Origin of the sequence: Psychromicrobium xiongbiense (assembly GCF_030271165.1) — a bacterium.
Taxonomy (GTDB): Bacteria; Actinomycetota; Actinomycetes; order Actinomycetales; family Micrococcaceae; genus Renibacterium; species Renibacterium xiongbiense.
This window is the reverse complement of record NZ_JASSZH010000039.1, coordinates 1-24,776: the sequence shown is the minus strand read 5'-3', so window position 1 is coordinate 24,776 and position 24,776 is coordinate 1. Positions and strand designations below refer to the sequence as shown.

The 24,776-nt window shown below is 64.6% G+C and carries 24 protein-coding genes and 1 tRNA gene; 12 read left to right on the top strand and 13 right to left on the bottom strand.

Annotated elements, in window-relative coordinates; translation table 11 throughout:
• Window positions 1-221: 221 nt before the first annotated feature.
• Complete coding sequence (locus tag QQM37_RS13070; RefSeq protein WP_285728052.1) at window positions 222-824, bottom strand: LytR C-terminal domain-containing protein; 603 nt, start codon at window positions 822-824, stop codon at window positions 222-224.
• A gap of 124 nt (window positions 825-948) precedes the next feature.
• Window positions 949-1,248 (bottom strand): DUF3263 domain-containing protein, encoded by a 300-nt coding sequence (locus QQM37_RS13065; RefSeq protein ID WP_285728051.1) that lies wholly within the window; start codon window positions 1,246-1,248, stop codon window positions 949-951.
• 115 nt (window positions 1,249-1,363) lie between these two features.
• Between QQM37_RS13065 and QQM37_RS13060 the strand changes: the two genes are divergently transcribed.
• The 3 genes from QQM37_RS13060 to QQM37_RS13050 all read left to right on the top strand — a co-directional run bounded on the left by QQM37_RS13060 (window position 1,364) and on the right by QQM37_RS13050 (window position 4,146).
• Complete coding sequence (locus tag QQM37_RS13060; protein WP_420030170.1) at window positions 1,364-2,191, top strand: uracil-DNA glycosylase; 828 nt, start codon at window positions 1,364-1,366, stop codon at window positions 2,189-2,191.
• Window positions 2,192-2,288: 97 nt separating this feature from the next.
• The gene (locus tag QQM37_RS13055; protein ID WP_285728050.1) at window positions 2,289-3,158 is read left to right on the top strand and encodes a siderophore-interacting protein; all 870 of its coding nucleotides are present in this window, start codon (window positions 2,289-2,291) and stop codon (window positions 3,156-3,158) included.
• Between the two features lie 100 nt (window positions 3,159-3,258).
• Window positions 3,259-4,146, top strand: a complete 888-nt coding sequence (locus QQM37_RS13050) for an Fpg/Nei family DNA glycosylase (protein WP_285728049.1) — start codon at window positions 3,259-3,261, stop codon at window positions 4,144-4,146.
• Between the two features lie 4 nt (window positions 4,147-4,150).
• Here QQM37_RS13050 and QQM37_RS13045 read toward each other — a convergent pair whose 3' ends face one another.
• Together QQM37_RS13045 and QQM37_RS13040 are read right to left on the bottom strand one after the other, a co-directional pair.
• On the bottom strand, window positions 4,151-5,560 hold the full coding sequence (locus tag QQM37_RS13045) for a threonine/serine exporter family protein (RefSeq protein WP_285728048.1): 1,410 nt from the start codon (window positions 5,558-5,560) through the stop codon (window positions 4,151-4,153).
• Between the two features lie 24 nt (window positions 5,561-5,584).
• Complete coding sequence (locus tag QQM37_RS13040) at window positions 5,585-6,895, bottom strand: peptidoglycan bridge formation glycyltransferase FemA/FemB family protein (protein ID WP_285728047.1); 1,311 nt, start codon at window positions 6,893-6,895, stop codon at window positions 5,585-5,587.
• Window positions 6,896-7,016: 121 nt separating this feature from the next.
• Here QQM37_RS13040 and QQM37_RS13035 point away from each other — a divergent pair, with 121 nt between their 5' ends.
• Both QQM37_RS13035 and QQM37_RS13030 read left to right on the top strand, forming a co-directional pair.
• Complete coding sequence (locus tag QQM37_RS13035) at window positions 7,017-8,306, top strand: peptidoglycan bridge formation glycyltransferase FemA/FemB family protein (RefSeq protein ID WP_285728046.1); 1,290 nt, start codon at window positions 7,017-7,019, stop codon at window positions 8,304-8,306.
• A 131-nt stretch (window positions 8,307-8,437) separates the two neighbouring features.
• The gene (locus tag QQM37_RS13030; protein WP_285728045.1) at window positions 8,438-9,184 is read left to right on the top strand and encodes a copper homeostasis protein CutC; all 747 of its coding nucleotides are present in this window, start codon (window positions 8,438-8,440) and stop codon (window positions 9,182-9,184) included.
• A gap of 26 nt (window positions 9,185-9,210) precedes the next feature.
• Here the strand turns inward: QQM37_RS13030 and QQM37_RS13025 are convergent, their stop codons facing one another.
• Complete coding sequence (locus QQM37_RS13025; RefSeq protein ID WP_285728044.1) at window positions 9,211-9,450, bottom strand: DUF2630 family protein; 240 nt, start codon at window positions 9,448-9,450, stop codon at window positions 9,211-9,213.
• A gap of 73 nt (window positions 9,451-9,523) precedes the next feature.
• A complete protein-coding gene (locus QQM37_RS13020) occupies window positions 9,524-10,792 on the bottom strand; it encodes an MFS transporter (RefSeq protein ID WP_285728043.1) in 1,269 nt (422 codons plus the stop codon).
• Between the two features lie 170 nt (window positions 10,793-10,962).
• Between QQM37_RS13020 and QQM37_RS13015 the strand changes: the two genes are divergently transcribed.
• Entirely contained in the window at window positions 10,963-12,135 is a 1,173-nt protein-coding gene (locus QQM37_RS13015) for a MalY/PatB family protein (RefSeq protein WP_285728042.1), read from the top strand.
• Window positions 12,136-12,139: 4 nt separating this feature from the next.
• Here the strand turns inward: QQM37_RS13015 and QQM37_RS13010 are convergent, their stop codons facing one another.
• Together QQM37_RS13010 and QQM37_RS13005 are read right to left on the bottom strand one after the other, a co-directional pair.
• Complete coding sequence (locus tag QQM37_RS13010) at window positions 12,140-12,841, bottom strand: CE1759 family FMN reductase (protein WP_285728041.1); 702 nt, start codon at window positions 12,839-12,841, stop codon at window positions 12,140-12,142.
• Window positions 12,842-12,855: 14 nt separating this feature from the next.
• A complete protein-coding gene (locus QQM37_RS13005) occupies window positions 12,856-14,043 on the bottom strand; it encodes an LLM class flavin-dependent oxidoreductase (RefSeq protein ID WP_285728054.1) in 1,188 nt (395 codons plus the stop codon).
• 311 nt (window positions 14,044-14,354) lie between these two features.
• Between QQM37_RS13005 and QQM37_RS13000 the strand changes: the two genes are divergently transcribed.
• A complete protein-coding gene (locus QQM37_RS13000; RefSeq protein ID WP_285728040.1) occupies window positions 14,355-14,666 on the top strand; it encodes an MFS transporter in 312 nt (103 codons plus the stop codon).
• 129 nt (window positions 14,667-14,795) lie between these two features.
• Here the strand turns inward: QQM37_RS13000 and QQM37_RS12995 are convergent, their stop codons facing one another.
• The 5 genes from QQM37_RS12995 to QQM37_RS12975 all read right to left on the bottom strand — a co-directional run bounded on the left by QQM37_RS12995 (window position 14,796) and on the right by QQM37_RS12975 (window position 18,211).
• Window positions 14,796-15,284: a DUF1990 family protein gene (locus QQM37_RS12995; RefSeq protein WP_285728039.1), complete on the bottom strand. Its 489-nt coding sequence runs from the start codon at window positions 15,282-15,284 to the stop codon at window positions 14,796-14,798.
• Between the two features lie 187 nt (window positions 15,285-15,471).
• Window positions 15,472-15,545: transfer RNA gene (locus QQM37_RS12990), tRNA-Thr, on the bottom strand.
• A 25-nt stretch (window positions 15,546-15,570) separates the two neighbouring features.
• Complete coding sequence (locus QQM37_RS12985; RefSeq protein ID WP_285728038.1) at window positions 15,571-16,377, bottom strand: putative protein N(5)-glutamine methyltransferase; 807 nt, start codon at window positions 16,375-16,377, stop codon at window positions 15,571-15,573.
• Entirely contained in the window at window positions 16,377-17,291 is a 915-nt protein-coding gene (locus QQM37_RS12980) for a DsbA family protein (RefSeq protein WP_285728037.1), read from the bottom strand. The genes QQM37_RS12985 and QQM37_RS12980 overlap by 1 nt, the downstream gene beginning before the upstream one ends.
• On the bottom strand, window positions 17,291-18,211 hold the full coding sequence (locus QQM37_RS12975) for a DsbA family protein (RefSeq protein WP_285728036.1): 921 nt from the start codon (window positions 18,209-18,211) through the stop codon (window positions 17,291-17,293). Before QQM37_RS12975 ends, QQM37_RS12980 begins: the two co-directional genes overlap by 1 nt.
• A 138-nt stretch (window positions 18,212-18,349) precedes the next feature.
• Between QQM37_RS12975 and QQM37_RS12970 the strand changes: the two genes are divergently transcribed.
• The 5 genes from QQM37_RS12970 (at window position 18,350) to QQM37_RS12950 (ending at window position 24,631) form a co-directional block, all read left to right on the top strand.
• Window positions 18,350-19,786, top strand: a complete 1,437-nt coding sequence (locus QQM37_RS12970; RefSeq protein ID WP_420030171.1) for an alpha,alpha-trehalose-phosphate synthase (UDP-forming) — start codon at window positions 18,350-18,352, stop codon at window positions 19,784-19,786.
• Window positions 19,783-20,619: a trehalose-phosphatase gene (gene otsB / locus QQM37_RS12965; RefSeq protein ID WP_285728034.1), complete on the top strand. Its 837-nt coding sequence runs from the start codon at window positions 19,783-19,785 to the stop codon at window positions 20,617-20,619. The genes QQM37_RS12970 and otsB overlap by 4 nt, the downstream gene beginning before the upstream one ends.
• Complete coding sequence (locus QQM37_RS12960) at window positions 20,619-21,833, top strand: amidohydrolase family protein (RefSeq protein WP_285728053.1); 1,215 nt, start codon at window positions 20,619-20,621, stop codon at window positions 21,831-21,833. Before otsB ends, QQM37_RS12960 begins: the two co-directional genes overlap by 1 nt.
• A 207-nt stretch (window positions 21,834-22,040) precedes the next feature.
• Window positions 22,041-23,123: an ABC transporter ATP-binding protein gene (locus QQM37_RS12955; RefSeq protein ID WP_285728033.1), complete on the top strand. Its 1,083-nt coding sequence runs from the start codon at window positions 22,041-22,043 to the stop codon at window positions 23,121-23,123.
• An 86-nt stretch (window positions 23,124-23,209) separates the two neighbouring features.
• On the top strand, window positions 23,210-24,631 hold the full coding sequence (locus tag QQM37_RS12950; RefSeq protein ID WP_285728032.1) for a DUF4032 domain-containing protein: 1,422 nt from the start codon (window positions 23,210-23,212) through the stop codon (window positions 24,629-24,631).
• The last annotated feature ends 145 nt before the right edge of the window (window positions 24,632-24,776 follow it).

The window sequence follows — 24,776 nt, the reverse complement described above, 5'->3', positions numbered from 1 at the left end:
TTCTGAGCATTGTCACCTTCGGCATCGCCGGCCTGTGGGGATTCATTGAAGGCATCCTGATCCTGTGCGGCGTGGATGGGTTCAAGACGGACGTCAACGGCGTCCCGCTCAAAGACTGATTCCACGGGTGTACTGCACCTCATCGAACACGGGGAAGGCCCCGGAACTCTGCTCGATGTCGAGCAGAGTTCCGGGGCCTTCCCCGTGAGCAGGACTACCTCTTACTGGGCTCCCGGACCCAGGACCACCATCAGCGGCAGCGCGGCATCGGTGGCCTGAACCACCTTGGCGATCCCCAGATCCTTGGCCACCGCCTCTGCCGTGGCCTGCTGAGCGGCGCTCTGGTAGTACACCGCCGAGGTGGACTGCGCCGCGCCGCTCCAGTTACCAGCCTGGGAGACCGTCCAGCCCAGTGACTTCAACTGGGTGGACACCTTGTTCGCCAGCCCGGTGACACCGGAGGCGTTGAACACGCCCACCGGAATCTTCTTATCCGCCACCGGAGCCTGAGTGGTGGGAGCTGCCGGAGCCGTCGACGACGCAGGTGCCGGGGCGCTGGAGGTGCTCGGCGCCTGCGTGGAGGTCGATGCCGGGCTGGAGCTCGAATGCTGTGCCGCCGAGTTGGCCACCGGAGTCGGGCTGGGAGTGGTGAAGAGCTTCGGCAGGATCAGGAAGGCCGCGAGGCCGATGACCAACGCCACCACAGCAAAGGCAATAAGTGGCCCGAGCCCACGGCCCGCGGGCGCTCCTGCCGTTCGATGGACGCCCTGTCGGGAGGAGGATTCAGGGATGTTGTCAAACTCATCCCTCGGGTAGGTGCTCATCGGCTAGGGCGTCCTTCGGTTCCTCAACTGGGCGATGTCTCAGTCAGCAGCCTTCTCAACCGGCAAGATCCTCACCTGGCTGATTCCGCAACTGGCAGAACACGCCAGTTGTCCCGCCCGGAGTTCAGCTACCCAGGCGTCGAGCCGTCCTGGCTCGCTGGCGCGTTGTACGTAGTCTACGCAATCTCTTGACCAGCATCGGATCGTAGGCCAGGGCATCCTCGGTGTCGATCAGCGTATTGAGAATCTGATAATAATGCGTGGTCGTCAGATCGAAGAGATCGCGAATCGCCTGCTCCTTGGCCCCGGCGTACTTCCACCAGTGCCGTTCGAGGGCCAGAATACGTTGATCCCGCTCGCTGAGGACGGTCTGACCCTGGGGCAGGCTCGCGTCGAGCTCAGCCAGGGTCAACGGGGCACTCATGGGCTTCCTCCAGCGTTTTTTCTCGATGCGTGCCTCCATCATAGAAGCGAATCACACCATTGTCATTTGCCCCCGTCCGCCTCTGGGCCCGGGGCGCGCATGCCAGAATGGGCCCGTGCCTCAGACTTCACCAGACGCCACTTCGCCAGATGCCCCGGTTTCCAGCGAGCCGGCGCCCAGCGACTATGCGCCCAGCAACCACGCGCCCAGCAACCGGGAAGCGCTGGCCCTCCTGCAGACCGATCCACTGCGCCTGCTCAGTCCCGACTGGGCCAGGGCACTGGCCCCTGTGGAGGAGCAGCTGAAGTCCCTCGGCGGCTTTCTTCAGAGTGAATTCGAGGCAGCCCAGGCACACGGCGGCGGCCCGGGCTTCCTCCCCGCCCCACGCCAGGTGCTGCGCGCTTTCGCCCAGCCGCTGAATCAGGTGCGGGTTCTCGTCGTCGGCCAGGACCCCTACCCCACCTTCGGCCACCCGGTGGGTCTGTCCTTTTCGGTGGAGCGCGATGTCCGACCGCTGCCACGCAGCCTGAGCAATATCTACCGGGAATTGCAGGACGATCTGAGCCTGCCTCCCGCCGAGCATGGGGATCTGAGCAGTTGGTCACGTCAGGGCGTGCTGCTGCTCAACAGGGTGCTCTCGGTGCGCCCCGGCTCACCGGCATCCCATCGGGGCAAGGGCTGGGAACAGGTCACCGAAGCCGCTATCCGCGCCATCGTGAGCCGCCGACGCCCGGATGGTGGCCGGGTTCCCCTCGTCGCCGTCCTCTGGGGGAACGATGCACGCTCCGTACTGCCCCTGCTGGAGGGCGCACCGACCGTCAGCTCGGCGCATCCCAGTCCGCTCTCCGCCTCCCGCGGGTTCTTCGGCTCCCGGCCGTTCAGCGCGGTCAATGCCCTGCTGGAACGCCAGGGGGCGACGCCGATTGACTGGACCGTAAGTTGAAGACCGTCAGCTGAGGACCGGTAGCTGAGGACCGGTAGCTGACAACAGGCTCCGGCCATCGACGGTCTAGAGTGGTTAGGTCACCCTAAGGAGCTACATGTCTGATTTGCCCCCTGCCGCCGCCAGTACATCAGCTGGAAGTACACCAGCCGCCAGTACACCAGCCAAAAAGCGCCCGGAGCTCACCCTCGAGGTACTGCGCACGCAGACGCTGAGCCCGCATCTGGTGCGTCTTGTCCTGGGTGGTCCGGGCTTTGCGGCCTTCGTGCCGAATGCCTTCACCGACAGCTACGTGAAGATCCTGTTCCCCGCGCCCGGCGTCGACTACCCCAAGGGAATGGATCTGCTCACCGCCCGGGAGGTGCTGCCGCGCGAACAGTGGCCGGTCACCCGCACCTATACAGTGCGGCGGGTGGATCTGGAGGCTCGGGAGCTGAGCATCGACTTCGTCGTGCACGGTGACGAGGGACTTGCCGGCCCCTGGGCGGCCCACGCACAACCCGGTGATCTGGTCCAGGCCACCGGCCCCGGCGGCGCCTACTCCCCTGACACCAGTGCCGACTGGCACCTGTTTGCCGGGGATGAATCGGCACTGCCCGCCATCGCCGCCGCGCTGGAAGCCCTTCCGGAGGATGCGCAAGGCCTCGCCTTCCTGGAAACGGACGATGCCGCTGGCCAGATCGAGCTAAGCCACCCCACCGGGGTTCGGGTCCAGTGGCTGCACCGGGAGGGAAGCCCCGCCACCTCACGTGTCCTGGCCCGCGCAGTATCCGAGGCTCAGTGGCCCGAGGGGCGGGTACACGCCTTCGTCCACGGCGAGCGCGAGTCGGTCAAGGCGCTTCGGGACGTCCTCTTCTCTGCGCGCGGACTGCAGCGATCAGAGGTGTCGATCTCCGGGTACTGGGCGTACGGTCGCACCGAGGATCGCTTCCAGGCCGAGAAAAAGGACCCCGTAGGGAAAATCTAGGAAAATCTAGTCATCGAGTGCTGCGTTGTGTACCGAAAATCGCGGAAAACCGGCACACAACGCAGCACTCGATGCACCGAATTCGAGGCAGAATGAATCCATGCCAGAACTTCCCGAATTGGTCGGCCTGAGCAGTTTTCTTCAGGAGCAGTTGCGCGGTCAGTTGCTGACCAGCCTGCAGATCAGCTCCTTCACCGCGCTCAAAACGGCGCAGCCAGCACCGCAGGATGCGCAGAGCCGCCCGGTTCAGGCGGTGCGCCGGGCCGGAAAGTTTGTGGATCTGGTGCTCGGAGCGTCCCCGACGGATGACGTCGGCCTGCACGTGGTGTTCCATCTGGCCAAGGCTGGCTGGGTGAAGTTCAGACTCGAGGACAATAGCGGCCAGAGCGCCAGTCCACTCAAACCCGGTGGCTATCTCACCGCCCGGCTGCGCTTCGAGGCGGCCACGCTGGACCTGACCGAAGCCGGGACCCGGAGGAGTCTGGCGATCTATGTGGTCCGCTCGCCTCAGGACATTCCAGGCGTGGCCACTCTGGGTCCGGACCCGCTCTCGCCCAGTTTCACCCTGGACCTACTGCGCGGCATCCTGGGCACCCGGCGCGCCCAGGTCAAAGGGGTTCTGCGAGACCAACGGCTCATCGCCGGCATCGGCAATGCCTACAGCGACGAGATTCTGCATGCGGCCCGGCTATCGCCCTTCGCTCCCAGCAATGGGCTCTCCGAGGAGCAGCTTCAGACCCTCTTCGACTGCATCGGCTCGGTACTGGCGGAGGCGATTGCCGGCGCCAGTGGAAAACCCGCCTCCGAATTGAAGGATGCCAAGCGTTCCGGGATGCGCGTGCACGCCCGCACCGGGGAGGCCTGCCCAGTCTGCGGAGACACCGTCCGGGAGGTCTCCTTCGCGGATAGATCGCTGCAGTACTGCCCCACCTGTCAGACCGGCGGGAAGCTTCTGGCGGACCGCCGGATGTCCCGACTGCTCAAATAAGCCGTCAGATCCGTCGCCGGGGCCGCCATCGGATCGGTCGGGCCAGGGTGTCCCCGAGCACCACGCCAGCCGCCACCCCCAGCACCACGACCAGCGCATTGAACAAGCCCACCACGCCATCGAGCGGCGCGTCCGGAGCCACAGTCACGGCGAACATGGCCCGGAAAATCGAGAGCCCGGTCAGCAGGAACAGGATCGAGGGCACCGTCATGACCAGTGGTGGTGCGCCCAGGCGCAGGGACACCAGTCGGACGATGACGCCCACCGCCGTGGCCGCGATGGCCGGCGCCAGCCGCGGCCCTACCCCCACGGCCAGCATGAGCAGGAACACCGCATAGCCCGCCAGCCCGCAGCAGGCGGTCGGCAGGAGCAACCGGGGCAGCGTCTGCTCGGTCACCGCCGCCAGTACCGTCGCCCCGGCCACCAGCAGCAGGACGACCGGAATCGGCGGAACCACTCCGGTGAACTGACTCACCGTGTCCTTCCCCACACCCCACTGCACACCGAATGCGGTGGCCACCCCGATGCCGGCCACCAGCGCCGTGAAGGTCAGGAACGCGGTCAGGAATCGCCCGGCGGCGGTGACCGGGAAGCCGTTGATGCCGTCCTGCACGGCGGAAACCAGCCGCGCCGTGGGCAGCAGAAGCAGAATTCCGCCGGTGATCACCGTGCCGGGCGGCACCGGGACCTGCAGCCAGAGGAAGAAGAGCGCGATGCCGGTCACCAGAGCAGCGGCGAAGGCGGTGGTGAAGAACTCGGGCACCCGCCAGCGTTTGCAGGCGCGGTCCACGAAGCCGAGTGCCACGGCCGTTCCTGCGGCGATCAGCGCACCCCACGGTCCGCCACCCAGCAGGGTCACGATGCAGCCAGCGAAGACCGCGCGGGCCGCCTGGACGAGCCAGCGCGGGTAGGGCTTGGGCCGGATCAGCAGTTGCTGGAGCCGCCGCTCCGCCTCCGGAAGGGTCACGGAGGCGGTAGCGATCTGAGTGACCAGCCGGTGAAGCTCCACCAGCCCCGCGTAATTGGTGGAGGAGGAGCGCACCACCCGCAGCACCGAGATCGGCGTCGCGTTCTTCGGCGCGTGGTTGATGCTGACCGACTGGTTGGTCACATCCACTTCCACCGAGCGCAGGCCAAAGGCCGCAGTGACGGCGATGACGCTGGTCTCCACCTCCAGTGCCCCGGCACCGAAGCGGAAAAGCGTTTCCGCGAGGCGGAGGGCGAAATCGATGGCGCGCCGGGCCGAGGCGTCCGGGCCGCCGACCTGGATAGTCGGGTTGGCATAGGGACTGCCCGCCAGACGGTCCACCAGACGCATCGGCTCCGTGGGCGGCAACTCACTGCGCACCAGACGCCGCAATCCGCGGCGCGGCGCCGAGCCTTCAGGGAATGGACCTCCCGTGTGCTCCGTCATGGCTGATTAATCACCCCCGGCCGCTCATCTGCGCAGCAGCTTCCGGGCCAGCCCCCGGCCCGCAGCCAACCCCGCGCTGACCGCGGACCGTACCCGGGCCGCCATCGGGCGTGGGGTGAATACGAAGTAGCCGATCTGTTCCTCCACCACGCCGCCGAAGCCGCGTTTGAAGCGATAGACACCCTGTTGGTCCGGGTTGCCGCTGAAATCACCCTTGGTACCGTAGAAGTTGTAGCGCTTCACGCCACGGCTCAGGGCGTGCTGCATGGCTTCCCAGTGCAGGGCATAGCTGGCGTAGAACTGCGAGTAGTGGTCATAGGAGCCGCCTGCCAGGAACACCGTCTCCCCCGCGAAGGTGATGAACACCGCGGCGGCCAGCACGGCCCGCGGGCCGTCTTCGCGCAGCCGGTCCAGCTCAGCCAGCTTCGACTGCGAGCTGTCCCAGGCCTGCTGAGCGGCGGAAAGTTTATTGACCAGTTTTTTGTGTGCACTCTCTGCCAGGGCATCATCAGCAGCATTCAGTGCTGCCTGCGCTTTGGCCAACGCGGCGGTATCAGCGTCCGCCTGACGCTGAACGTCCTTCTCATACCGCGGAACATCCAGCCGCGCTGCCAGGAAGGTGATGTGCTCCGGACCGAAGAACCGGGCCAGCGTCCGGTAGTAATCCTCATCGCGGTAGTCGAAGCCGCGGCGCTCGCCGGTGTGACGCATGACGGCGAAGAACTCGTCGAGCTCATCCTCAGCCAGGGCTGCCACCTCGATGCCGGTCTTGAGGTTTTTACGCACCGAGCGGACGGCCTGCTGGTCGAAGCTCGCCATCAGCTGCTCGGCATCGTCAATCCCACTCAGATCCTTGGCAAAGTACCAGCGTAGGTAGAGCGGGTTCGCGTCCACCTCGGCATTGTCCAGGTGCCGGAAGCCCAGGGATTCGAGTAGCCGGACGGTGCCCTCACCGGAGTACCCGTCGTCCACAATGTTCGCGTCGGCATCGCGATGATTCGCCAGAACCTTCGGATTGAAAACAAAACTCAGCGCTTTGTTGAGCGTGAGGTATTTCACTAACTCCGCACAAAAGAAACGAACCAGTTCCGGGTTGTTGTAATCCATCACAGGACCCTGCAGGCACTCAACATCGGAATATCCGGCAAAAACCACCCGGGAATTCAGCAGGGCTGCGGCGCGGACCGTTCCATCATCTTTAACGCCCACCCGATGTGTGCTCCAGCCTGAAGTGGTGCGGCGGCGGCCCATGGCGGAGGACTGCAAGAAGCTGCCTGTCTGCTGACTTTCCACGAATTCATCGAATTCCTTATCGGTCAGTTGAACAAATTCCATGGCCTAGCCACTCCGATCATTCACTGTCTGGGTGCCGGGGTAATTTCCCTGCCGATATTCTGCGCCAACTATTAGTGCCGATACACTGAAGAGACTACTCATGGTACCAAGAAGGAATCGCATGCCAGTTCTCAGCAGTGAGCAGCAATTGAGTTTCGTCACCCTCGGCGACGCCGAGTTCGACGACTTCTCGCGGACCCACCCGCTGAACAACTTCATTCAGTCGCTGGACCTTGCACTCTCCCAGCGCAACCGCCGGATCCCGGTGGAGTTGCTGGGCGTCCGCCGCGGTTCTGAGCTGGTAGCGGCCGGGAAAGTGACGCTGAATTGCGGCCGGGGTGGCTACACGGTGGCGGCCTGCCAGAAGGGGCCGCTACTGGACTATGCGGACCAGGAGTTGCTGGAGTTTTTCACCACAGAGGCCACGGCGTACCTGGCCGGGCGCGGCGTCCATGAACTGGTGATCTCCCCCTACCTGCCGTATGTCCACCGGGACGCCGATGGCGTGGAACACCCCGAGGTGGAGGACAACTCCTCCCTGATCCCGCGACTGGCGGAGTTGGGCTACCGCCACCATGGCTTCGGGATGGACTTCGCCAATATCAACTGGATGTTCGTCAAGGATCTGGAGGGCATTGCGAATGCCGATGAGATGCTGATGGGCGTCAGTTACCGCACGCGCAAGGCGGTCCGCAAGGCGGAGAAGAATGGGGTCTTCATCGAGGAGGCCACCGAGGATACGCTGCAGGAGTTCTTCGACACCATCGAGAACGCCGGGGATGAGAAGGGCTTCACCAACCGGCCACTGGACTACTACCGCGAGCTGATGACCACCACCCGGCCCGGATTCGCCAGGATGATGATGGCCAAAATCGATCTGGAGGCCTTCCGCCGCGATACCCAGGCGGCACTGGAGGCTGAGCGTACCGTTGCTCAGGGCCTGCGCGAGGAGATCGCGGCCACTGGCTCCAAGAAGAAGATCAATCGACTCAAGGTCGTTGACGAGGTGGTGGAGAGCTACGAGCGGGCGCTGGCAGACACGGATTCTCTGCGCCCCGAGAGGCCGGTGGTGACGCTGGCAGCCATCTACTTCACCCGGTTCGGCTCCGAGGTGGTCTGCGTCATCGGTGGTTCCCGCGCCGAATACGTCTATTTCAACGGCGCCACCGCGCTCTACTGGCACATGCTGGTGGAGGCCCTCGAGGAGGGATACCGCCGGTACAACTTCTACGGGACCTTCGGTATTGAGGGCGACGACGATGCCGGCCACGGGGGCTACGAGTTCAAGAAGGGCTTCGGTGGCACGGTGGTGCAGCTGATCGGCGAGTTCAGCCTGCCGGTCAGGCCGCTGGCCTACCGGGCGTTCCGCGTGGTCAAAAAACTGCAGAAACTGGCCCGCCGCAACCGCTGAGCCCTGGGGCCCCGCGGCCGAGGGACCCGGAGCGAGGTACGAGCTTCGGGAGGGCGTGGGTGGGGCCCCGGCAGCGAGGGGCCCCGGATGAGCTTGCGAGTCCGGGGAGCTGCTGGGGATAGAGTTCTTCCATGAACTTGGAGATCGCAGTCACCGGCGTACAGGGCGTGCGCGCCGCTCAGAACGGCGGGGCCAACCGGGTGGAACTCTGCGTCGGCCTGGAACTCGGCGGGCTGACGCCATCGTACGGCCTGGTGGAATCCGTTCTGGAGGCCGCCACCATCGGAGTACACGCGCTGATCCGTCCGCGCCCCGGTGACTTTGTCTACGATGCCGATATGCTCGCCATCGCGGAGCTGGAAACGGCCTCGATCGTGCGCCAGGGCGTAGCGGGCGTCGTCGTGGGCCTGCTGGATGCCAGTGGTGCGATTGATCACGAAGGCACCGCCCGACTGATTTCAGTCGCACGCTCGATCAACCCGGAGGTGGAGGTGACCTTCCACCGGGCCTTCGATCAGACGCCGGATCCGCTGGCCGCTCTGGCCGTCATCGCCGAGCTGGGTTGCACCCGCCTGCTGACCTCCGGTCAGGCCGAGCGCGCCGGTGATGGGCTGTCTGTGTTGTCCGCGCTGACCGCCGCGCAGACCGGAGTCCAGATCATGGCTGGTGGCGGTGTCACGCTGGAGAGCATCGATGACCTCCTGGCTGTGGGCGTCGACGCCGTGCACTTCTCCGCCAAGCGCGCCGGCGAAGAGGTGGCGCGGAACACCGTGTCTCTCGGAGTGGCGGACGATACCGACGGACCCGGCTACTTCGTGACCGATGAGCAGCTGGTCCGCACAGCGTCCCAGCTGCTCACCCAACTCCACGTGGCCTGAGCCGAGTCCGTCGTAGGCCAGCAGCCTTACTGGCGGTAGCCTTCGACCTCGGCAGCCGAACGCACATGAGCCTCCGCCGGGTTCTCCCCCGCATGAATCCGGGCACGGCGCTGGCGGAGCAGGTCCCAGCAACGGTCCAGTTGGACTTCCAGGTCCTTCAGCTGGGCGGCGCGTTCGCTGGCATTCTCGGGAGAGCTCTCTTCACGCAAGGCGTGCTCGCGTTCAACGAGGTCTTCGATCTGCAGATGGATGTCTTTGCTGTTCATGGTCTCAGCGTACTCGTGCCCGCAGTGCGCCAAATCCATCACTCGCCATCAGATCAGGTGGGTTAGCGGGCTCCTATGTCGCATGATCTGACGGCACGTGGGCCAGAACAGGCTCCTGGAAGGCCCGGACGCCCGCGACGAGCAGCGGCACCAGGACGCAGGCTGCCAGAACATTGATCGCCAGGAAACCGCCCCACGCCAGTACCGGCCCGGCCAGGGCAGCCAGCGCGGCAGCGCCCAGATTCATCAGGGCATCCACCGATCCCTGCAGGGTAAGACGGGCACTGCCCCGGACGGATTCGGTCAGTAGCGTTGAGCCGCCGATCAGACAGGCGGACCAGCCCAGCCCCAGCAGCACCAGTGCCACGGTGATCCGCAGCATCTGTGAGTGTTCCGCCGTGGCATCAAAAGCGCCGAAGGCGAAGGCGGTGACGAAGAGCGCCGCCCCGAGCATGACGACGATCCTGGCCCCCAGTTTGTCCGCCAGCCAACCGAAGACCGGGCTGAGCGCGTACATGCCCAGAATATGCGCGCTCAGCACCACCCCGACCAGTTCCAGCGACATTCCGTCGTGGTTCATATGCACCGGGGTCATCACCATGACGCAGGTCATCATCATCTGGCCCGCCACAATGGCGATCATGGCAAAGAGTGCGCTGCGGTTCCCGGCTGCCATCCGCAACGAGGCCAGAGCGCTCAGGGGCTTGCTCGCAGGGACGTCGGACGGCCCCTCGTCGGCCGCGGCATCACCGGCCGAGGCCGGCATCGTGCCGATCCGCAGGGTCGAGACCACCAGCGCGGAACAGATGAACGCCACGATGGAGAACAGATACGGCCCGGACAAGGCATTGAGGCCCAGCGCCGCGCCCAGCCGACTCCCCGGCTCAGACAGATTCGGCCCCGCCACCGAGCCGAGCGTCGTCGCCCACACCACAATGGACATGGCGCGCGCCTGCCGACTCGGATCCACCAGCTCGGTGGCCGCGTAGCGGGATTGCAGGCCGGTGGCGGTGGCGGAACCGAAACACATCATGCCGATCAGCAGCAGCCAGAACTGAGTGCTGGCCACTGCCAACAGCACGATGACGGCACCCGCGGCCGCTAGCGAAAAGCCCAGGGTCAGCGAGAAGCGGCGTCCTCTGGCTGCGGCAAGTCGGGCCAGCGGCAAGGCCACCAGCCCGGCGCCCAGCACGGAGGCCGTCTGCCCGAAACCGGCTGCCGCCGTCGAGCCGGCGACCTGCTCGGCAATCAGGCCGCCCACCGCCACTCCGGAGGCGATGCCCACTCCGGAGAAGAGCTGGGCACAGATCAGCGCCGCCTGATTTCGCCGTTGGTTCCGCACGGGTGGTGAACTCCTCGTAGTGGGTTGCTGCGTAGTGCCCCTCGCGACCTACTGGTGGGTCCGGTGAGCGGTCGCATAGGGTTGGAACGCGGTGCGTTCAGTGTACGTGGGCAGAACCGCCCTGAGCTGGCCGGATTCCGGCAGCCTGGATCTACGTCAAGGAGCTCATGATGACGTCACCGCGAGCCTACGACTCCATCACGGAGCAGGATCTGCGTAGCATCGGCGGGCTGAAATGGTCCTCCTTCCCGGAAGCGACGGGCGCCTTTGTGGCGGAAATGGACTTCGGCGTCGCTCCGCCCATTCATGACGCCATCGAATCTGCGGTGGCCAAGGGTTTGTTCGGCTACCTGCCCCCCGCACTGGGGGCAGCCATGTCCCAGGCCTGCGCCGACTGGCAGTCCGCGCACTATGGCTGGGAGCTACCGGTCGCGAACATCCGCCCGCTTCCGGATGTGCTCAAAGGCCTCGAGATGACCATCGAGCATTTCACCGAGCCAGGCTCCGCCATCGTGCTCCCTACCCCGGCCTATATGCCCTTCCTGACTATCCCCGCCATGCTGGGCCGCAGGATCATCGAGGTCCCGATGCTGCATCAGGATGGTCAGTGGACCATGGACTACGACGGCCTCGATGCGGCGTGTGCCGATGGCGGCGGCATGATCATTTTCTGCAACCCGCACAATCCGATCGGCAAGGTGTACAGCCGTGAGGAGATGACCCGGCTGGCGGAGCTGGTGGACCGGCACCAGGTGCGCGTATTTGCCGATGAGATTCATGCACCACTGGTCTATCCCGGGGCCCACCATGTGCCCTACGCGTCGATCTCGGAGGTCACCGCGGGCCACACCGTGACCTCGGTCTCCGCGTCCAAGGCCTGGAATCTGCCGGGTCTGAAATGTGCCCAGATCATTCTGTCCAATGAGGCGGATCTGGCCCGCTGGGACCAGGTCGGCATGATCGCTGAGCACGGTGCCAGTAACCTCGGCGTCGTGGCCAATACCGCGGCCTTCACCGAGGGCGAGCCATGGCTGGACGGTGTGCGGGAGTACCTGGACGGCAACCGTCGGCTGCTCGCGGAGTTGATCGATGAGCATCTCCCTGGGGTGCACTACGACCTTCCGCAGGGCACCTATCTGGCCTGGCTGGATTGCCGCGAGCTGGGCCTGGCGCCGAATCCTGCCGGGTTCTTCCTGGAACACGCCCAGGTGGCCTGCACCGATGGTGCCCTTTGTGGCCAGGTCGGCACCGGATTCGCCCGCTTCACTTTCGCCATGCCAGGCCCGGTCATGGTGCAGGCCATCACCCGGATGGGTGCGGCCGTACGGTCCCAGGCGCACTGAGCATTCAGCTCAGTGCGGTACCTCCGGTGGCCAGGCGCATCAGATCCGAGTTGAGGTCGATGCCGAATTCCTGGCCACCGGCGCTGCCGAACTCGTGCTGGTAGTGGTTCCAGCTCTCATCCTTGACCTTCTGCTCAAAGCCGCTCTCCATCAGCAAGAACAGCTCGCGGGCAGCCCGGTCGATTCGCTTGGCCAGCGCCTTGTCCTGCCAGTCCTCCGTGGAGGCAAACAGGGAGGTCGGCACCGTCATCGTGCGCAGGTAGGCGAAGAGCGAACGCATCTGTTCATCCACCACCAGTGCATGGCGCGCGGTGCCCGCCGTTGCGGCGAGGACCACCGGTTTGGCGATCAGCAGATCATTGTCGAGCACCTGGAAGAAGGAGGTGAACAGCCCGCTGGGCCCGGCCTTGTAGACGGGTGCGCTCGCGATGATGCCGTCGGCGGCGCCGAGCTCCTCGATGGCCTGGTGGAAGCGCGGGCCGAGCAACCCCGAGGCGAGCGCACCGGAGAGCTCCGGGAGCAACTCGCGCAGATCGATGAAAGACACCGTGACGGGATGTCCGGATTCGGTGGCCATGGCCTCCACACGGGCTGCGACACGGTCGGCCAGCATCCGGGTGGACGAGGGGTCGCTGACGCCTGCGTTCACCACCGCCAGGCGGAAGGGCCTACGGTCTGCGTCCGTAGAGTGGTCTGAAAAAGTCATCGCAGAACTCCTCTCTAGAGTGCCGGATAGGTGACGTCGGTGGCCGTCTCGGAGTCCTGATACGGCGAGGACCCGGTGACGTTGTCGCCGCGGTTGGCATTCGGGCGAGGCTGCCGTGGGGCGGCATCGCCGTATTTGGCAGCCACCAGGCTGGCGTGCGTGGGCGCCTCAGGGGCTGCGGGGTCCTTGAGTTTCGCCGTCTCGGCGCGCAGCACCGGCAGAACTTCTTCACCCAGGATGTCGAGTTGCTTGAGTACGGTGGCCAGGGGCAGGCCCGCATGGTCAATCAGGAACAGCTGACGCTGGTAGTCGCCCGCCCAGTCGCGGAAGCTCAGGGTCTTCTCGATGACCTCCTGCGGGCTGCCCACGGTCAGCGGCGTCATTTCGCTGAATTCTTCCAGCGACGGTCCGTGGCCGTAGACCGGAGCCACATCGAAATAGGGCCGGAATTCACGCTTGGCGTCCTGGGAATTCTTCGCGAGATAGATCTGACCGCCCAGGCCGACCATCGCTTCCCTGGCGGTGCCGTGACCGTAGTGCTCAAAGCGCTGGCGGTAGAAGTCGATGAGGCGCTTGTAGTGTCCGGTGGGCCAGAAGATGTTGTTCGCAAAGAAGCCATCGCCGTAGAACGCGGCCTGCTCAGCGATCTCCGGGGTGCGGATGGAGCCGTGCCAGACGAACGGCGGGACGTCATCGAGCGGGCGCGGGGTGGCGGTGAAGCCCTGCAGGGGCGTACGGAACTTGCCCTCAAAATCCACCACGTCCTCGCGCCAGAGTCGGTGCAGCAGGTTGTAGTTCTCCAGCGCCATCGGCAGGCTCTCCCGGATGTCCTTGCCGAACCAGGGGTAGACCGGGCCGGTGTTGCCACGGCCCAGCATCAGGTCCATCCGTCCCTTGGACAAGTGCTGGAGCATCGCGTATTCCTCAGCGATGTGCACCGGGTCGTTAGTGGTGATCAACGTGGTCGACGTCGTCACGATCAGCCGCTCGGTCAGCGCAGCGATGTGTGCCAGCAGGGTGCTGGGCGCGGAGGAGAAGAACGGCGGGTTGTGGTGCTCGCCGACGGCGAAGACGTCCAGGCCGACCTCTTCGGCATGCTTGGCGATAGTGACGATGGCCTCGATCCGCTCCGCCTCGCTGGGCGTCTGACCGGAGACCGGGTCACGGGTCACGTCGCTGACTGAGAAAATACCAAACTGCACGATGCTCACTCCCTCATAGGAACGCCATCCGATCCGGATGACGCTTTCGATCTACTCTAACTTAGATGCGTTTGCATCTATTCCCACGAGAAGTCATCGCTGCGAGGGCGGCCAGGTTGTTGTTATACGTCCACGGGCACGCCTGTCTGTCAAAGTTTTAAGCACTTACGGACAGCCACTCCCAGCAGATCCGCGGAATTCTGCCTCACAGAGTCCGCAGTCAACATCTATGTGCTTAAAACCTTGACGCCCACAGACCCTCGCGGCATCGCATCGCCGGCATCAACGTGTTCACCTTCCTCGTAGCGGCGGTGATACTGATCTTTCGGGTCCGCCCGTCCCCCGGATCGCCCAAGGAATCGGCCGTACCTGCTGCCCCAGCCAAGCGAGTTTTCAGGGACCGCCCCCACTTTGCCTTGATCACCGTCACGTTCCTGATCATGCTCAGCGTCGATCTTTTTATGGTCGCGATGCCGATCTACGTTCACGAGAGCCTGCGCGCCCCCGGGCTCTCAGCCATCCTTGCCGCCATCGCACCGGCTGAACGCAAAGGTCAGTACTTCGCCTACTTTATGCCTTCACCGCCGCCCAACTGGCCGCTCCGCTTCTGGCCGGGCTACTGAGCGTTCAGGCATGGCTCGCCTGGGCCGTCAATTCCCTGGCCCTGGCAGGCGCCCTCGTCCTCCTGCGATGGTTGAAGCGTCATCGGCCAGTCCGGGCACTGGATGGGTCGGCGGAGTGGTTGCCGCTGTTTACCGCAGCGCGCGCAGATAGCGGCGACGAATCAGGCGTTGAAGCAGCAGGAGCACTGGGAAGAGGGCCCGCCAGGGTTGCGCTGTGGATGCCCGGGTCAGCGAACGGATGGTGAGCAGCACCTCGGCGCCGCGCCGATGCACGATGAAGGCCTCCTCACCGCTGACCGGGTGCCCGGGCAGTGTGCGGTAGGCGAAGCCCACGCGGTCCGGTTCATGCACAACGGCAACAACCTCCACCGGCTCGCGAACGATGACGCCAGGGAACCGAGCCGTTACGGTGAGCCGTTGCCCGCAGGCCACCGGGCCTGTGGTGTTGACCGTGAAACCACTCCTGGTCTTGACCTGCCAGTGTAGAACGCCTTCCGCAGCCCGTTCCCAGACGCCTTCACCGCGGCCGATGACGGCGCTCACCTCCGAGCGACGGTAACGGGAGGCGCTGTCCCCCGGCGGGTCGCTGGGCCACCAGACAGAGTTGGGATGCGTCATCGACCCACCTGTCTGTCAAAGACCTGTCTGTCAAGGTTTTAAGCACTTACCGACAGCCACTCACCCCAGATCCCCGGAATTCCGCCTCACAGAGTCCGCAGTCAACATCTAAGTGCTTAAGACCTTGACGCCCACGGACGCTCGCGGCACTACGGCACGGCTTAACACCACCGTTAAAAACATAAAGAGCCCCCTGTCAGATTCGAACTGACGACCCCCGCTTTACAAGAGCGGTGCTCTGGCCAACTGAGCTAAGGAGGCGTATCCCGAAGGACCGCACACAAGTTTAGCCCAGAAACTGCCCCTGCCGCACAGAAGCAACAGCACCGCCACGCGCACCCACCACCACTGTCGCGTCCAGCTCCTCATCCCGGTGCACCGATACCTCCAGTCCTGCCTCTTCAAAGGCCCTCACTGTCAGCGGCTCCTGCCGCTCACTGGTCTCGACCAGCAGACAGCCACCGGGACGCAGACGCGCCAGCGATTCCCCTGTGGCCCTGCGTTGCAGATCAACACCCTCTGCTCCGCCATCGAGCGCCATCCGCGCCTCATGCAACCGCGCTTCGGCGGGCATGAACTCCACCTCCGACGTCGGCACATACGGAACATTCGCCAACACCAGGTCAAACCGTAACCCGGCTGGCACCTCCCCAAACAGGTCACCGCCGTAGACGGGGGCCAGCCCAAGATTTCTCTGCGCACAGGCTACCGCCGCCGGGTCGAGGTCTGCAGCGTAGAGGTCCACCCCGGCCACCCGGTGACTCAGGGCCAGACCCAGCGCACCGGTCCCGCAGCACAGGTCCATCACGCGTGCACCTGGACGGCAGAGCTCAGCCGCCACGGAGACCAGGAACTCGCTGCGCCGTCGCGGCACAAAGACCCCGGGATCCACTAGCACCCGGAGGCCGCAGAACTCCGCCCAGCCGAGCACGTGCTCCAGCGGATGACCCGCACAGCGGCGCGCCACCATTGCGCTGAGTTCCTGCGCCGAGTCAGCCTGAGACACCAACAGCGCGGCTTCCTCCTCGGCAAAAACGCAGCCGGCGGCACGCAGCGTCAGCACGGTCTGCGCCAGAATGCCGGAATCCTCCACTACTTCGCAGCAGCCTTCGCGTCGATCAGCGGCTGGGCGAAGGCCTGAAAGTCCTGGCTGGTGGCGGGCATCTGCTTCCCATCCACAAACACGGACGGCGTCAGGCTGATCCCATGTGCCCGCGCCTGAGCATTCGCCCATTGCACCCACGGCCGGAAGGTGCGGTTGTCGATGCAGGAGTCCACGTTCACGCCGGCATTGCGCGCCATCGTTTTGAGCTGGTCACTGCTCAGGCCGCCGGATCCTTCTGCGGGCTGCTGGGCAAAGAGCGCGGTGAAATAGGCGTCGTATTTCTGCGGAGCCGCATCCAGCACGCAAGCGGCCGCCGCGGCAGCGCGGGAAGAGTACAGGCTTGTCGACATATTGTCCAGCACGCCGACCACCCTGTACTCCACGGTGATGGTCCCCGCCTCCTGAAGCTTCTTCAGGTACGCTCCGTTGGCACCTTCAAACTGCTTGCAGAACGGACAGATGAAATCCAGGTACACCACCACCGGCACAGGCTTCCCTGCGGCGGCCGGCGTGATACCGATGCCGGGCAGATCCGTCATCTCGGTGGGCAACGGGTTGGGCTGCGGGGCCACCGTGGATTTATCGATGGTGCCAGCACCCGTCGCGGGCGGCACGATGACGCCCTCGGCCCCTAGCACGACGCCACCGTAGGCGTTCGCCTGGGCTGGCGCAGGGCCCTGATCAGCGATCGGCGGGTTGCTGGCCAGACTGTTCACCACCACCAGCGCGATCACCACGGCCACCACGATGGCGGCCGCGACCACCCCGCCACGCAGCAGCCACGAGTGGCGGCGCTGGCGGAGCTTCGCGGCTTCTTCCGCCTGCCGTGCAGCCTCACGGGCGGCAGCAACCCGCTGGTTCTTGGACAGTTTGGGGTGCCCAGCCGCCTGCGATTTCTGCATTACGAACCGGCGGGCTTGGCCTTTGCGTCGATGATGCCTTGGACGAAGGGCTGGAAATCGCTGAGGTCTGGCGTCTTCCACTGAAATTGCTGCCCGTCAACGAAGATCGATGGCGTCCCTGAGATTCCGTGAACGGCGGCTTGCTGGGTCATATATGCAGCCAACGGGCGGTAGGTCTTGTCGTCCACGCAGCTATCAATGTTCGCACCGAGGTCCTTGGCATACTGCTTCAACACGTCATTCGTCAAACCAGCACCATTTTCTGGCGGCTGGTTCGCGTACAGCTTCGCCGCAAAATCCAAATACTTGTCAGGGGCCGAATTCGCAACGCAGGCCGCCGCCGCTGCGGACCTCGACGAATAATTTGTAGTGGAGTGATTGTCAAGCAGGCCAGCCGGTCTGTATTCGTAGGTGATCTTGCCTGCATCGGCTAGGTCCTTCAATACCGAAGCATTGGTAGTTTCGAAGGCTTTGCACACTGGGCAGATGAAGTCGAGGTACACGACTACCTGTACAGGCTTGCCAGCACCCGAGGCTGCAATCCCGAATCCGGACAGATCGGAGACTGCCGTAGGCGGAACAGTCGGTGCCGGCGGTAGCGTTCCCCTGTCGACAGCCGAGGCGCTTGCCACGGGCGCCTGCACGGCACCGTTCTTCCCGACGACCACGCCGCCATAGGCATTGGTGTTGGCGGGCACCGGACCACTGGCAGAAATCGGGGCACCAGCCTTGAGGCCGTTCACCACCACCACGGCGATGATCGCGATGATGGCCACGGCGACCACCACCACCCCGCCACGAATCAGCCAGGCATTGCGCTGACGCCGCTTCTGTTCTGCTTCGCGAATCAGGCGTGCCTGCTCGCGCGCGGCAGCAGTCCGCTCCGCTTTGGTCTGCTTTGGCTGGTTCTGGGGGCTCATCCGTACCTCAAAGTGTCGGGGACGTCGGTTGATCGCCGCAATGTTCACACAGGTTCCATCGTGACGACAGTCAGCAAATAGTCTACGGGAGCGTGACACTGACTAGGCTGGGAAGACATCGGCAACCCCAGGGAGCACATTGTGTCATCACCGAAAGCTGCTCAGATTCACAGCATTGAACCGGCCAGCGCGACCTTCGATTTTCTCGTCGTGGCCAACCGCCTGCCCGTGGACCGGGTACAGAATCCGGACGGAACAGACAGCTGGCGTCGGTCCCCCGGCGGCCTCGTCACAGCGCTGGCTCCTCTGATGAGCGATGCCGATGGCGCCTGGGTGGGCTGGCATGGCGCCCCGGATGAGGAGGTGGAACCGTTCCTCAATGACGGCATGCAGCTGATTCCGATCGAGCTCAGCGCGGATGAGGTTGAGCTTTATTACGAGGGCTTCGCCAATGCAACCCTGTGGCCGCTCTACCACGATGTGATTGCCCAGCCTGAGTTCCACCGCACCTGGTGGGATGTGTACCGCCGGGTGAACCGCCGTTTCGCGGAGGCCACCGCCCGTTATGCTGCGCCGGGTGCCACCGTCTGGGTGCAGGACTACCAACTCCAGCTGGTCCCCCAGCTGCTGCGTGAGCTCCGCCCGGATCTGCGGATCGGGTTCTTCAACCACATCCCCTTCCCACCACTGGAAATCTTTGCCCAGCTGCCCTGGCGACGCGCCATTCTGGAAGGTCTGCTGGGTGCCGATCTGATCGGTTTTCAGCGTGCCAGCGACACCAGCAACTTCCTGCGCAGCGTGCGCCGCTTCGTCGGGGCGCCCACTCATACTCATCGGGTCGACTACCAGGGTCGCGTCATCGGCGCCCGCCCCTTCCCCATTTCCATCGATCTGGCACAGATCACGGAGCTTTCCGTGCGCCCGGAGATCCAGGACCGCGCCCGCCAGATCCGTCACGATCTTGGCGATCCGGACGTCGTCCTGCTCGGGGTGGACCGGCTCGACTACACCAAGGGCATCCGGCACCGGCTCAAGGCGTTCAGCGAACTTCTGGAGGAGGGAAGGCTCGATGTCGCCAGGGTCACCCTGATCCAGGTCGCCAGCCCGAGTCGCGAACGGGTGGCCACCTACCAGCAGCTCCGCGGCGAGATTGAAGGCATCGTGGGCCGGATCAATGGCAGTTTCGACACTATTGAGAACACTGCGGTGCGCTATCTGCACCACACCTATCCGATTGAGGAGATGGTGGCCCTGTACCTGGCAGCCGATGTCATGCTGGTTACCGCCTTGCGGGACGGCATGAATCTGGTGGCCAAGGAGTACGTTGCCGCCCGTGCCAACAACAACGGCGCGCTGGTGCTCAGTGAGTTCACCGGCGCAGCCGATGAACTGAAGCAGGCGATCCTGGTGAATCCCCACGATATCGACGGGCTCAAAGACGCCATCATGGAGGCCATCCATATCGACAAGCCGCAGGCGAGCCGCCGGATGCGGGCCATGCGTCGGCAGCTCCGTGATCACGATGTGCTCCGCTGGTCCCAGGAATTTCTTCAGGCGCTCAGGGAACAGGCATGAACACGACGCGCCATGAGGCGAACCTCGACTCCGCACTGATCGCAGCACTGGAGAGCCTGCGCAGCACTGATCATCTGCTGGTCGCCCTGGACTTCGATGGCACTCTGGCACCTTTTGTCAACGATCCCGCCGAGGCCCGCGCGCTTCCGGCAAGCGCCGCAGCACTGGAGCGCCTCGCTGCCCTGCCCTCCGTCACCACGGCACTGGTTTCCGGCAGATCGCTGGCCTCCCTGCGTGAGGTGGCTTCCCCGGGACCCCGCACCCTGATGATCGGCTCCCACGGAGCAGAGCAGTGGCTGGGCCCGAATTCGCAGCCCCTGATCCTCGATGCCGGCCAGCAGGCCCTGTTGGCGGCGGTCACCGCCGCGCTCCAGAAAGTGGCAGCGCGGCATCCGGGGAGCGTCGTCGAGGTTAAGACTGCGGGCGTCGTGCTGCATACCCGCGGGGCCACCCCGGAGGTCGGCCGGAGCGCACTGCAGGAGGGTCGGATCGCCGCCACTGAGGCCGAAGCCTCGGTCGGAGGCCCACTGTATGTGCAGGATGGCAAAGAGGTGCTGGACACCACGGTGGTCCGCGCCGACAAGGGTGAGGGCCTGGAGGTGCTACGCGCCCACACCGGAGCCACAGCAGTATTTTTCGCCGGCGACGACCGGACCGATGAGGATGGCTTCGCGGCTTTGGGCCCTGGCGACATCGGGCTGAAAGTGGGCGAAGGCGAGACTCTGGCCGGATTCCGGATACCTTCACCGGAGGAACTTCCCGCAGTGCTGGAGCTGCTGCAACGAGTGCGGAGCGAACAATCCGAGCCCGGACAACCGGGGAGCGAAGCATGATGCCCACGGTTCTGCGCCAGGTCCGCCCCTGGGGCGGTGACGTCAGTGATGTGACCCTGACCGACGGCCAGATCGAATCAGTCGTCCCCCATGATCCTGCAGTCCGTCGCGAGGCAGCCACAGTGGTGGAGGGACGCGGACGGCTCCTGCTCCCCTCGTTCTCCGATGTGCACGTTCATCTTGATTCCACGCGGCTGGGTCTGCCATTCCGTGAACACACCGGTTCCCCGGGTGTCTGGGCCATGATGATGAACGATCGCAAGAACTGGCGCAACGCCGAGGCCTCCATCACCGAGCGCACACACACCACCTTGCGGATGATGATCGAACGCGGCACCACCCGGGTGCGTGGCTTCGCCCAGGTGGATTTGGACTGCGGGCTGGAGCGGTTCGAGGCTGTGCAGGCTGCCCGCGAGACGTATCGTGATCAGGCCGACGTCAAGATCATCGCCTTCCCTCAGGCCGGGCTGCTACTCGAAGACGGGACTGCCGCTCTCATGGAAGAGGCCCTGCGGAATGGCGCCGATGTGATGGGCGGCATCGACCCCTGCACCCTGGATCGGGATCCGGTGCGCCACCTCGACATCGTCTTCTCTCTGGCGGAGAAATATCAGGTGCCGATCGACATCCATCTGCACGAACCGGGCGAGCTGGGCCACTTCAGTGCTGAGCTGATTGCGGAACGCACCCGTGCACTGGGTATGCAGGGCCAGGTCACCATCTCGCACGGCTACCCCCTGTGGGGCGTCAGCGAAGCGCATACCCGCAGGCTGATCGAGACCTGGGCCGAGCTGGACATTTCGACGGCGACCATCGCCCCCGGCGGGCGCTTCCAGCTGCCGCTGGCCGAACTGGCGGCCGCCGGAGTCCGGGTCGGGCTCGGCGAGGACGGCCAGCGTGATTACTGGTCGCCCTACGGCAACGCCGACATGCTGGACCGCACCTGGCAGCTGTCTTTCGTCAGTGGCTTCCGTCCGGATGCGCTCATCGAACATGCCCTCGCGGTGGCCACCGTCGGCGGTGCCTCGATCCTGGACCGTGACGTCCCGCGACTGCGCTCGACGACGGACCGGCCAGGTCTGGAGGTCGGCGACCCGGCAGAGCTTCTGCTGGTGCCCGGCGATACGGTCAGCGCAGCCGTGATGGACCGCTCTGCTGACCGGACAGTGATCCACCGGGGCGCCATCGTCGCCGATCAACTGCAGTTGATCTGACCTTTTCGCGCGGTGGTGTCTGTGCCCTGCTGCGTCGTCACATGAGCCTCTGTGAGAAGAATCACTTGACGACCATGAGATGATGGATCTTGATGTGCTTCCTGAAGCCATCCGGCAACGCCCCCTGTGGGGCAGGTCACCAATTGAATAATCACCATTCACTACGGATCGTTCGGCACGTACCTGCCGATGAAGGGATTGAAAACTGTGGCTACAGTTACATTCGACAACGCTACGCGTTTGTACCCGGGCACCGATAAGCCCGCTGTTGACAAGCTCAACATTCAGATCGCCGATGGCGAATTCCTCGTTCTCGTTGGCCCCTCCGGCTGCGGTAAGTCCACCTCGCTGCGGATGCTCGCAGGCCTGGAAGACGTCAACGCCGGCCGCATCCTGATCGGCGACCGTGACGTCACTGACGTTCCGCCGAAGGACCGCGACATCGCCATGGTCTTCCAGAACTACGCGCTGTACCCGCACATGACCGTCGCGGACAACATGGGCTTCGCCCTGAAGATCGCTGGCGTTTCCAAGGAAGAGCGCGCCACCCGCGTGCGCGAAGCTGCCAAGCTTCTGGACCTTGAGCAGTACCTGGACCGCAAGCCGAAGGCACTCTCCGGTGGTCAGCGTCAGCGTGTTGCTATGGGCCGCGCCATCGTGCGTAATCCCCAGGTCTTCCTCATGGATGAGCCGCTGTCCAACCTTGACGCCAAGCTCCGTGTGCAGACCCGCACCCAGATCGCTTCGCTGACCCGCCGCCTCGGCGTCACCACCGTCTACGTGACGCACGACCAGGTTGAGGCCATGACCATGGGCGATCGCGTTGCGGTCCTCAAGGACGGCCTGCTCCAGCAGGTTGACACCCCGCGCAACCTCTACGACCGTCCGCAGAATGTCTTCGTTGCCGGCTTCATCGGCTCGCCCGCCATGAACCTGCTGGAACTGCCCGTCGTCGATGGCGGCGTGAAGTTCGGTGGCGCTATCTACCCTGTGCCGCGCGACGTCCTCGCTGCTGCCCACGGTTCCACCGTCACGCTGGGTGTTCGCCCGGAGGACATGGAGATCGTCGGCACCGATGAAGGTCTCTCGGTCGAGGCAGACGTCGTCGAAGAGCTCGGTGCCGACGCCTACGTTTACGGCCACACCTCCATCGATGGCGCAGACCGCGACATCGTGGTGCGCGTTGACGGCCGCCGCCCCCCGTTGAAGGGCGACAAGATCTACGTCCGCCCGCAGACCGGCCACGTCCACCTGTTTGACGCGACGTCCGGTCTCCGCCTGGGCGACTAGTCATTGTCTGGTGATCGCCGGTTGCCCTCAGGGGTGACCGGCGATCGCTGTTTCCAGCACCTTCAGAGCTCTACACAGGACGGATCATGAGCGAATCTACCGGCGCCCAATGGTTGGACGAACCAACCGACTTCGAACAGCGTGGCAAGTTGCCACGAGAGAGTGCCCCGCGGGATACGGCTCCCCCGCCCTCCGTGCTGGGCTCACTGAGCATTACGGCTGCCTCCGCAGATCCCGAGCTGCTGGATCTGCCCTGGCACCTGCGCCTGGAGGACTGGCCCAGCGAGTACCTTGCCGCGCTGCCACGGGGCATTTCCCGCCACGTGGTGCGCTTCGCCCATATGGGTGGCTCCGTCATCGCCGTCAAAGAGACCAGCGAGCATGTGGCACGCCACGAGTACCACATGCTCCGCAAGCTGCAACGCCTCGATGTGCCGTGCGTGGAGCCGGTCGCAGTCATTACGGGCCGCACCACGGTCGACGGCGCCCCGCTGGATCCGGTGCTGGTCACCCGGCATCTGAAATTCTCGTTGCCGTACCGTGCGCTGTTCTCGCAGATGCTGCGCAAAGACACCCTGACCCGCCTGATTGATGCCCAGGCGCTGCTGCTGGTGCGCTTGCACCTGATCGGTTTCTACTGGGGAGATGTCTCGCTGTCCAATACCCTGTTCCGCCGCGACGCCGGCGCCTTTGCCGCCTACCTGGTCGACGCAGAGACGGGTGAGCTGTACCCGGACCTGTCCACCGGCCAGCGCGAATATGATCTGGAGATCGCTCGGGTGAACATCGCCGGGGAGCTGATGGACCTGCTTGAGGGTGGGTTGATCGATGAAGAAGTCGATCCGGTGGCCACCAGCGAACGCATCATGGAGTCATACCGTGGTCTGTGGGCCGAGCTTACCGAGAAAGAATCCTTCGAACTAGGTGAGCGTTGGCGCGTGGGCGCCCGTATCAGGCGCCTCAACGATCTGGGCTTCGATGTCGAGGAATACGCCATCAAGACCAATCCGGAGGGCTCCACCATTCAGTTGCAGCCCAAAGTCGTCGACGCCGGGCATCACCAGCGCCGCCTCCTGCGCCTGACCGGCATCGACGCTCAGGAGAACCAGGCCCGACGCCTGCTCAATGATATGGACAGCTACCGGGCAGACAACAACCCGGACCTCGATGAGGAAATCAGCGCGCATGCCTGGGTGAGCCACGTCTTCGAGCCCATCGTCCGGTCCATTCCGCGCGATCTGGGTGGGAAGCTCGAGCCCGCCGAGGTGGTTCACGAGGTGCTGGAGCATCGGTGGTACATGTCAGAGAAGCAGGACCGCAATATTCCTCTGGCTGAGGCAGTGCAGTCCTATCTGGACAGCGTGCTCCGGCATCGCCGTGATGAGGCCGCCCTGATCATCACGGCGGACACCGACACCCTGAAGATTCTCGAAGGCGGCGATCTTGGTGCCGGCCCCGATGACGACGATGAGTTCTTAGACGACGAGCTGGAGTCCGAGGACGAGTAGTCGATTCTGACAGCGAAAGGCGCTCAGCGGTCCGTCAGGGACTGCTGAGCGCCTTTCGTATACCTACCGACGTTGGGGTTGCCTGTACCTGTTTGGGGGTGCCTGGTGTTCATTGGTGGGTGGGTGGGGTGTTAAAGGGGTGTGG

Excerpts from the sequence above, each read along its gene's own strand:
- QQM37_RS13040 (WP_285728047.1), bottom strand. The coding sequence starts at position 6,895 with ATGGAATTTGTTCAACTGACCGATAAGGAATTCGATGAATTCGTGGAA.
- QQM37_RS13035 (WP_285728046.1), top strand. The coding sequence starts at position 7,017 with ATGCCAGTTCTCAGCAGTGAGCAGCAATTGAGTTTCGTCACCCTCGGC.
- QQM37_RS13070 (WP_285728052.1), bottom strand. The coding sequence starts at position 824 with ATGAGCACCTACCCGAGGGATGAGTTTGACAACATCCCTGAATCCTCC.
- otsB (WP_285728034.1), top strand. The coding sequence starts at position 19,783 with ATGAACACGACGCGCCATGAGGCGAACCTCGACTCCGCACTGATCGCA.
- QQM37_RS12995 (WP_285728039.1), bottom strand. The coding sequence starts at position 15,284 with ATGACGCATCCCAACTCTGTCTGGTGGCCCAGCGACCCGCCGGGGGAC.
- QQM37_RS12980 (WP_285728037.1), bottom strand. The coding sequence starts at position 17,291 with ATGCAGAAATCGCAGGCGGCTGGGCACCCCAAACTGTCCAAGAACCAG.
- QQM37_RS13055 (WP_285728050.1), top strand. The coding sequence starts at position 2,289 with ATGTCTGATTTGCCCCCTGCCGCCGCCAGTACATCAGCTGGAAGTACA.
- QQM37_RS12950 (WP_285728032.1), top strand. The coding sequence starts at position 23,210 with ATGAGCGAATCTACCGGCGCCCAATGGTTGGACGAACCAACCGACTTC.
- QQM37_RS13050 (WP_285728049.1), top strand. The coding sequence starts at position 3,259 with ATGCCAGAACTTCCCGAATTGGTCGGCCTGAGCAGTTTTCTTCAGGAG.
- QQM37_RS13010 (WP_285728041.1), bottom strand. The coding sequence starts at position 12,841 with ATGACTTTTTCAGACCACTCTACGGACGCAGACCGTAGGCCCTTCCGC.
- QQM37_RS12960 (WP_285728053.1), top strand. The coding sequence starts at position 20,619 with ATGCCCACGGTTCTGCGCCAGGTCCGCCCCTGGGGCGGTGACGTCAGT.
- QQM37_RS13015 (WP_285728042.1), top strand. The coding sequence starts at position 10,963 with ATGACGTCACCGCGAGCCTACGACTCCATCACGGAGCAGGATCTGCGT.
- QQM37_RS13045 (WP_285728048.1), bottom strand. The coding sequence starts at position 5,560 with ATGACGGAGCACACGGGAGGTCCATTCCCTGAAGGCTCGGCGCCGCGC.
- QQM37_RS12975 (WP_285728036.1), bottom strand. The coding sequence starts at position 18,211 with ATGAGCCCCCAGAACCAGCCAAAGCAGACCAAAGCGGAGCGGACTGCT.
- QQM37_RS13025 (WP_285728044.1), bottom strand. The coding sequence starts at position 9,450 with ATGAACAGCAAAGACATCCATCTGCAGATCGAAGACCTCGTTGAACGC.
- QQM37_RS13065 (WP_285728051.1), bottom strand. The coding sequence starts at position 1,248 with ATGAGTGCCCCGTTGACCCTGGCTGAGCTCGACGCGAGCCTGCCCCAG.
- QQM37_RS13030 (WP_285728045.1), top strand. The coding sequence starts at position 8,438 with ATGAACTTGGAGATCGCAGTCACCGGCGTACAGGGCGTGCGCGCCGCT.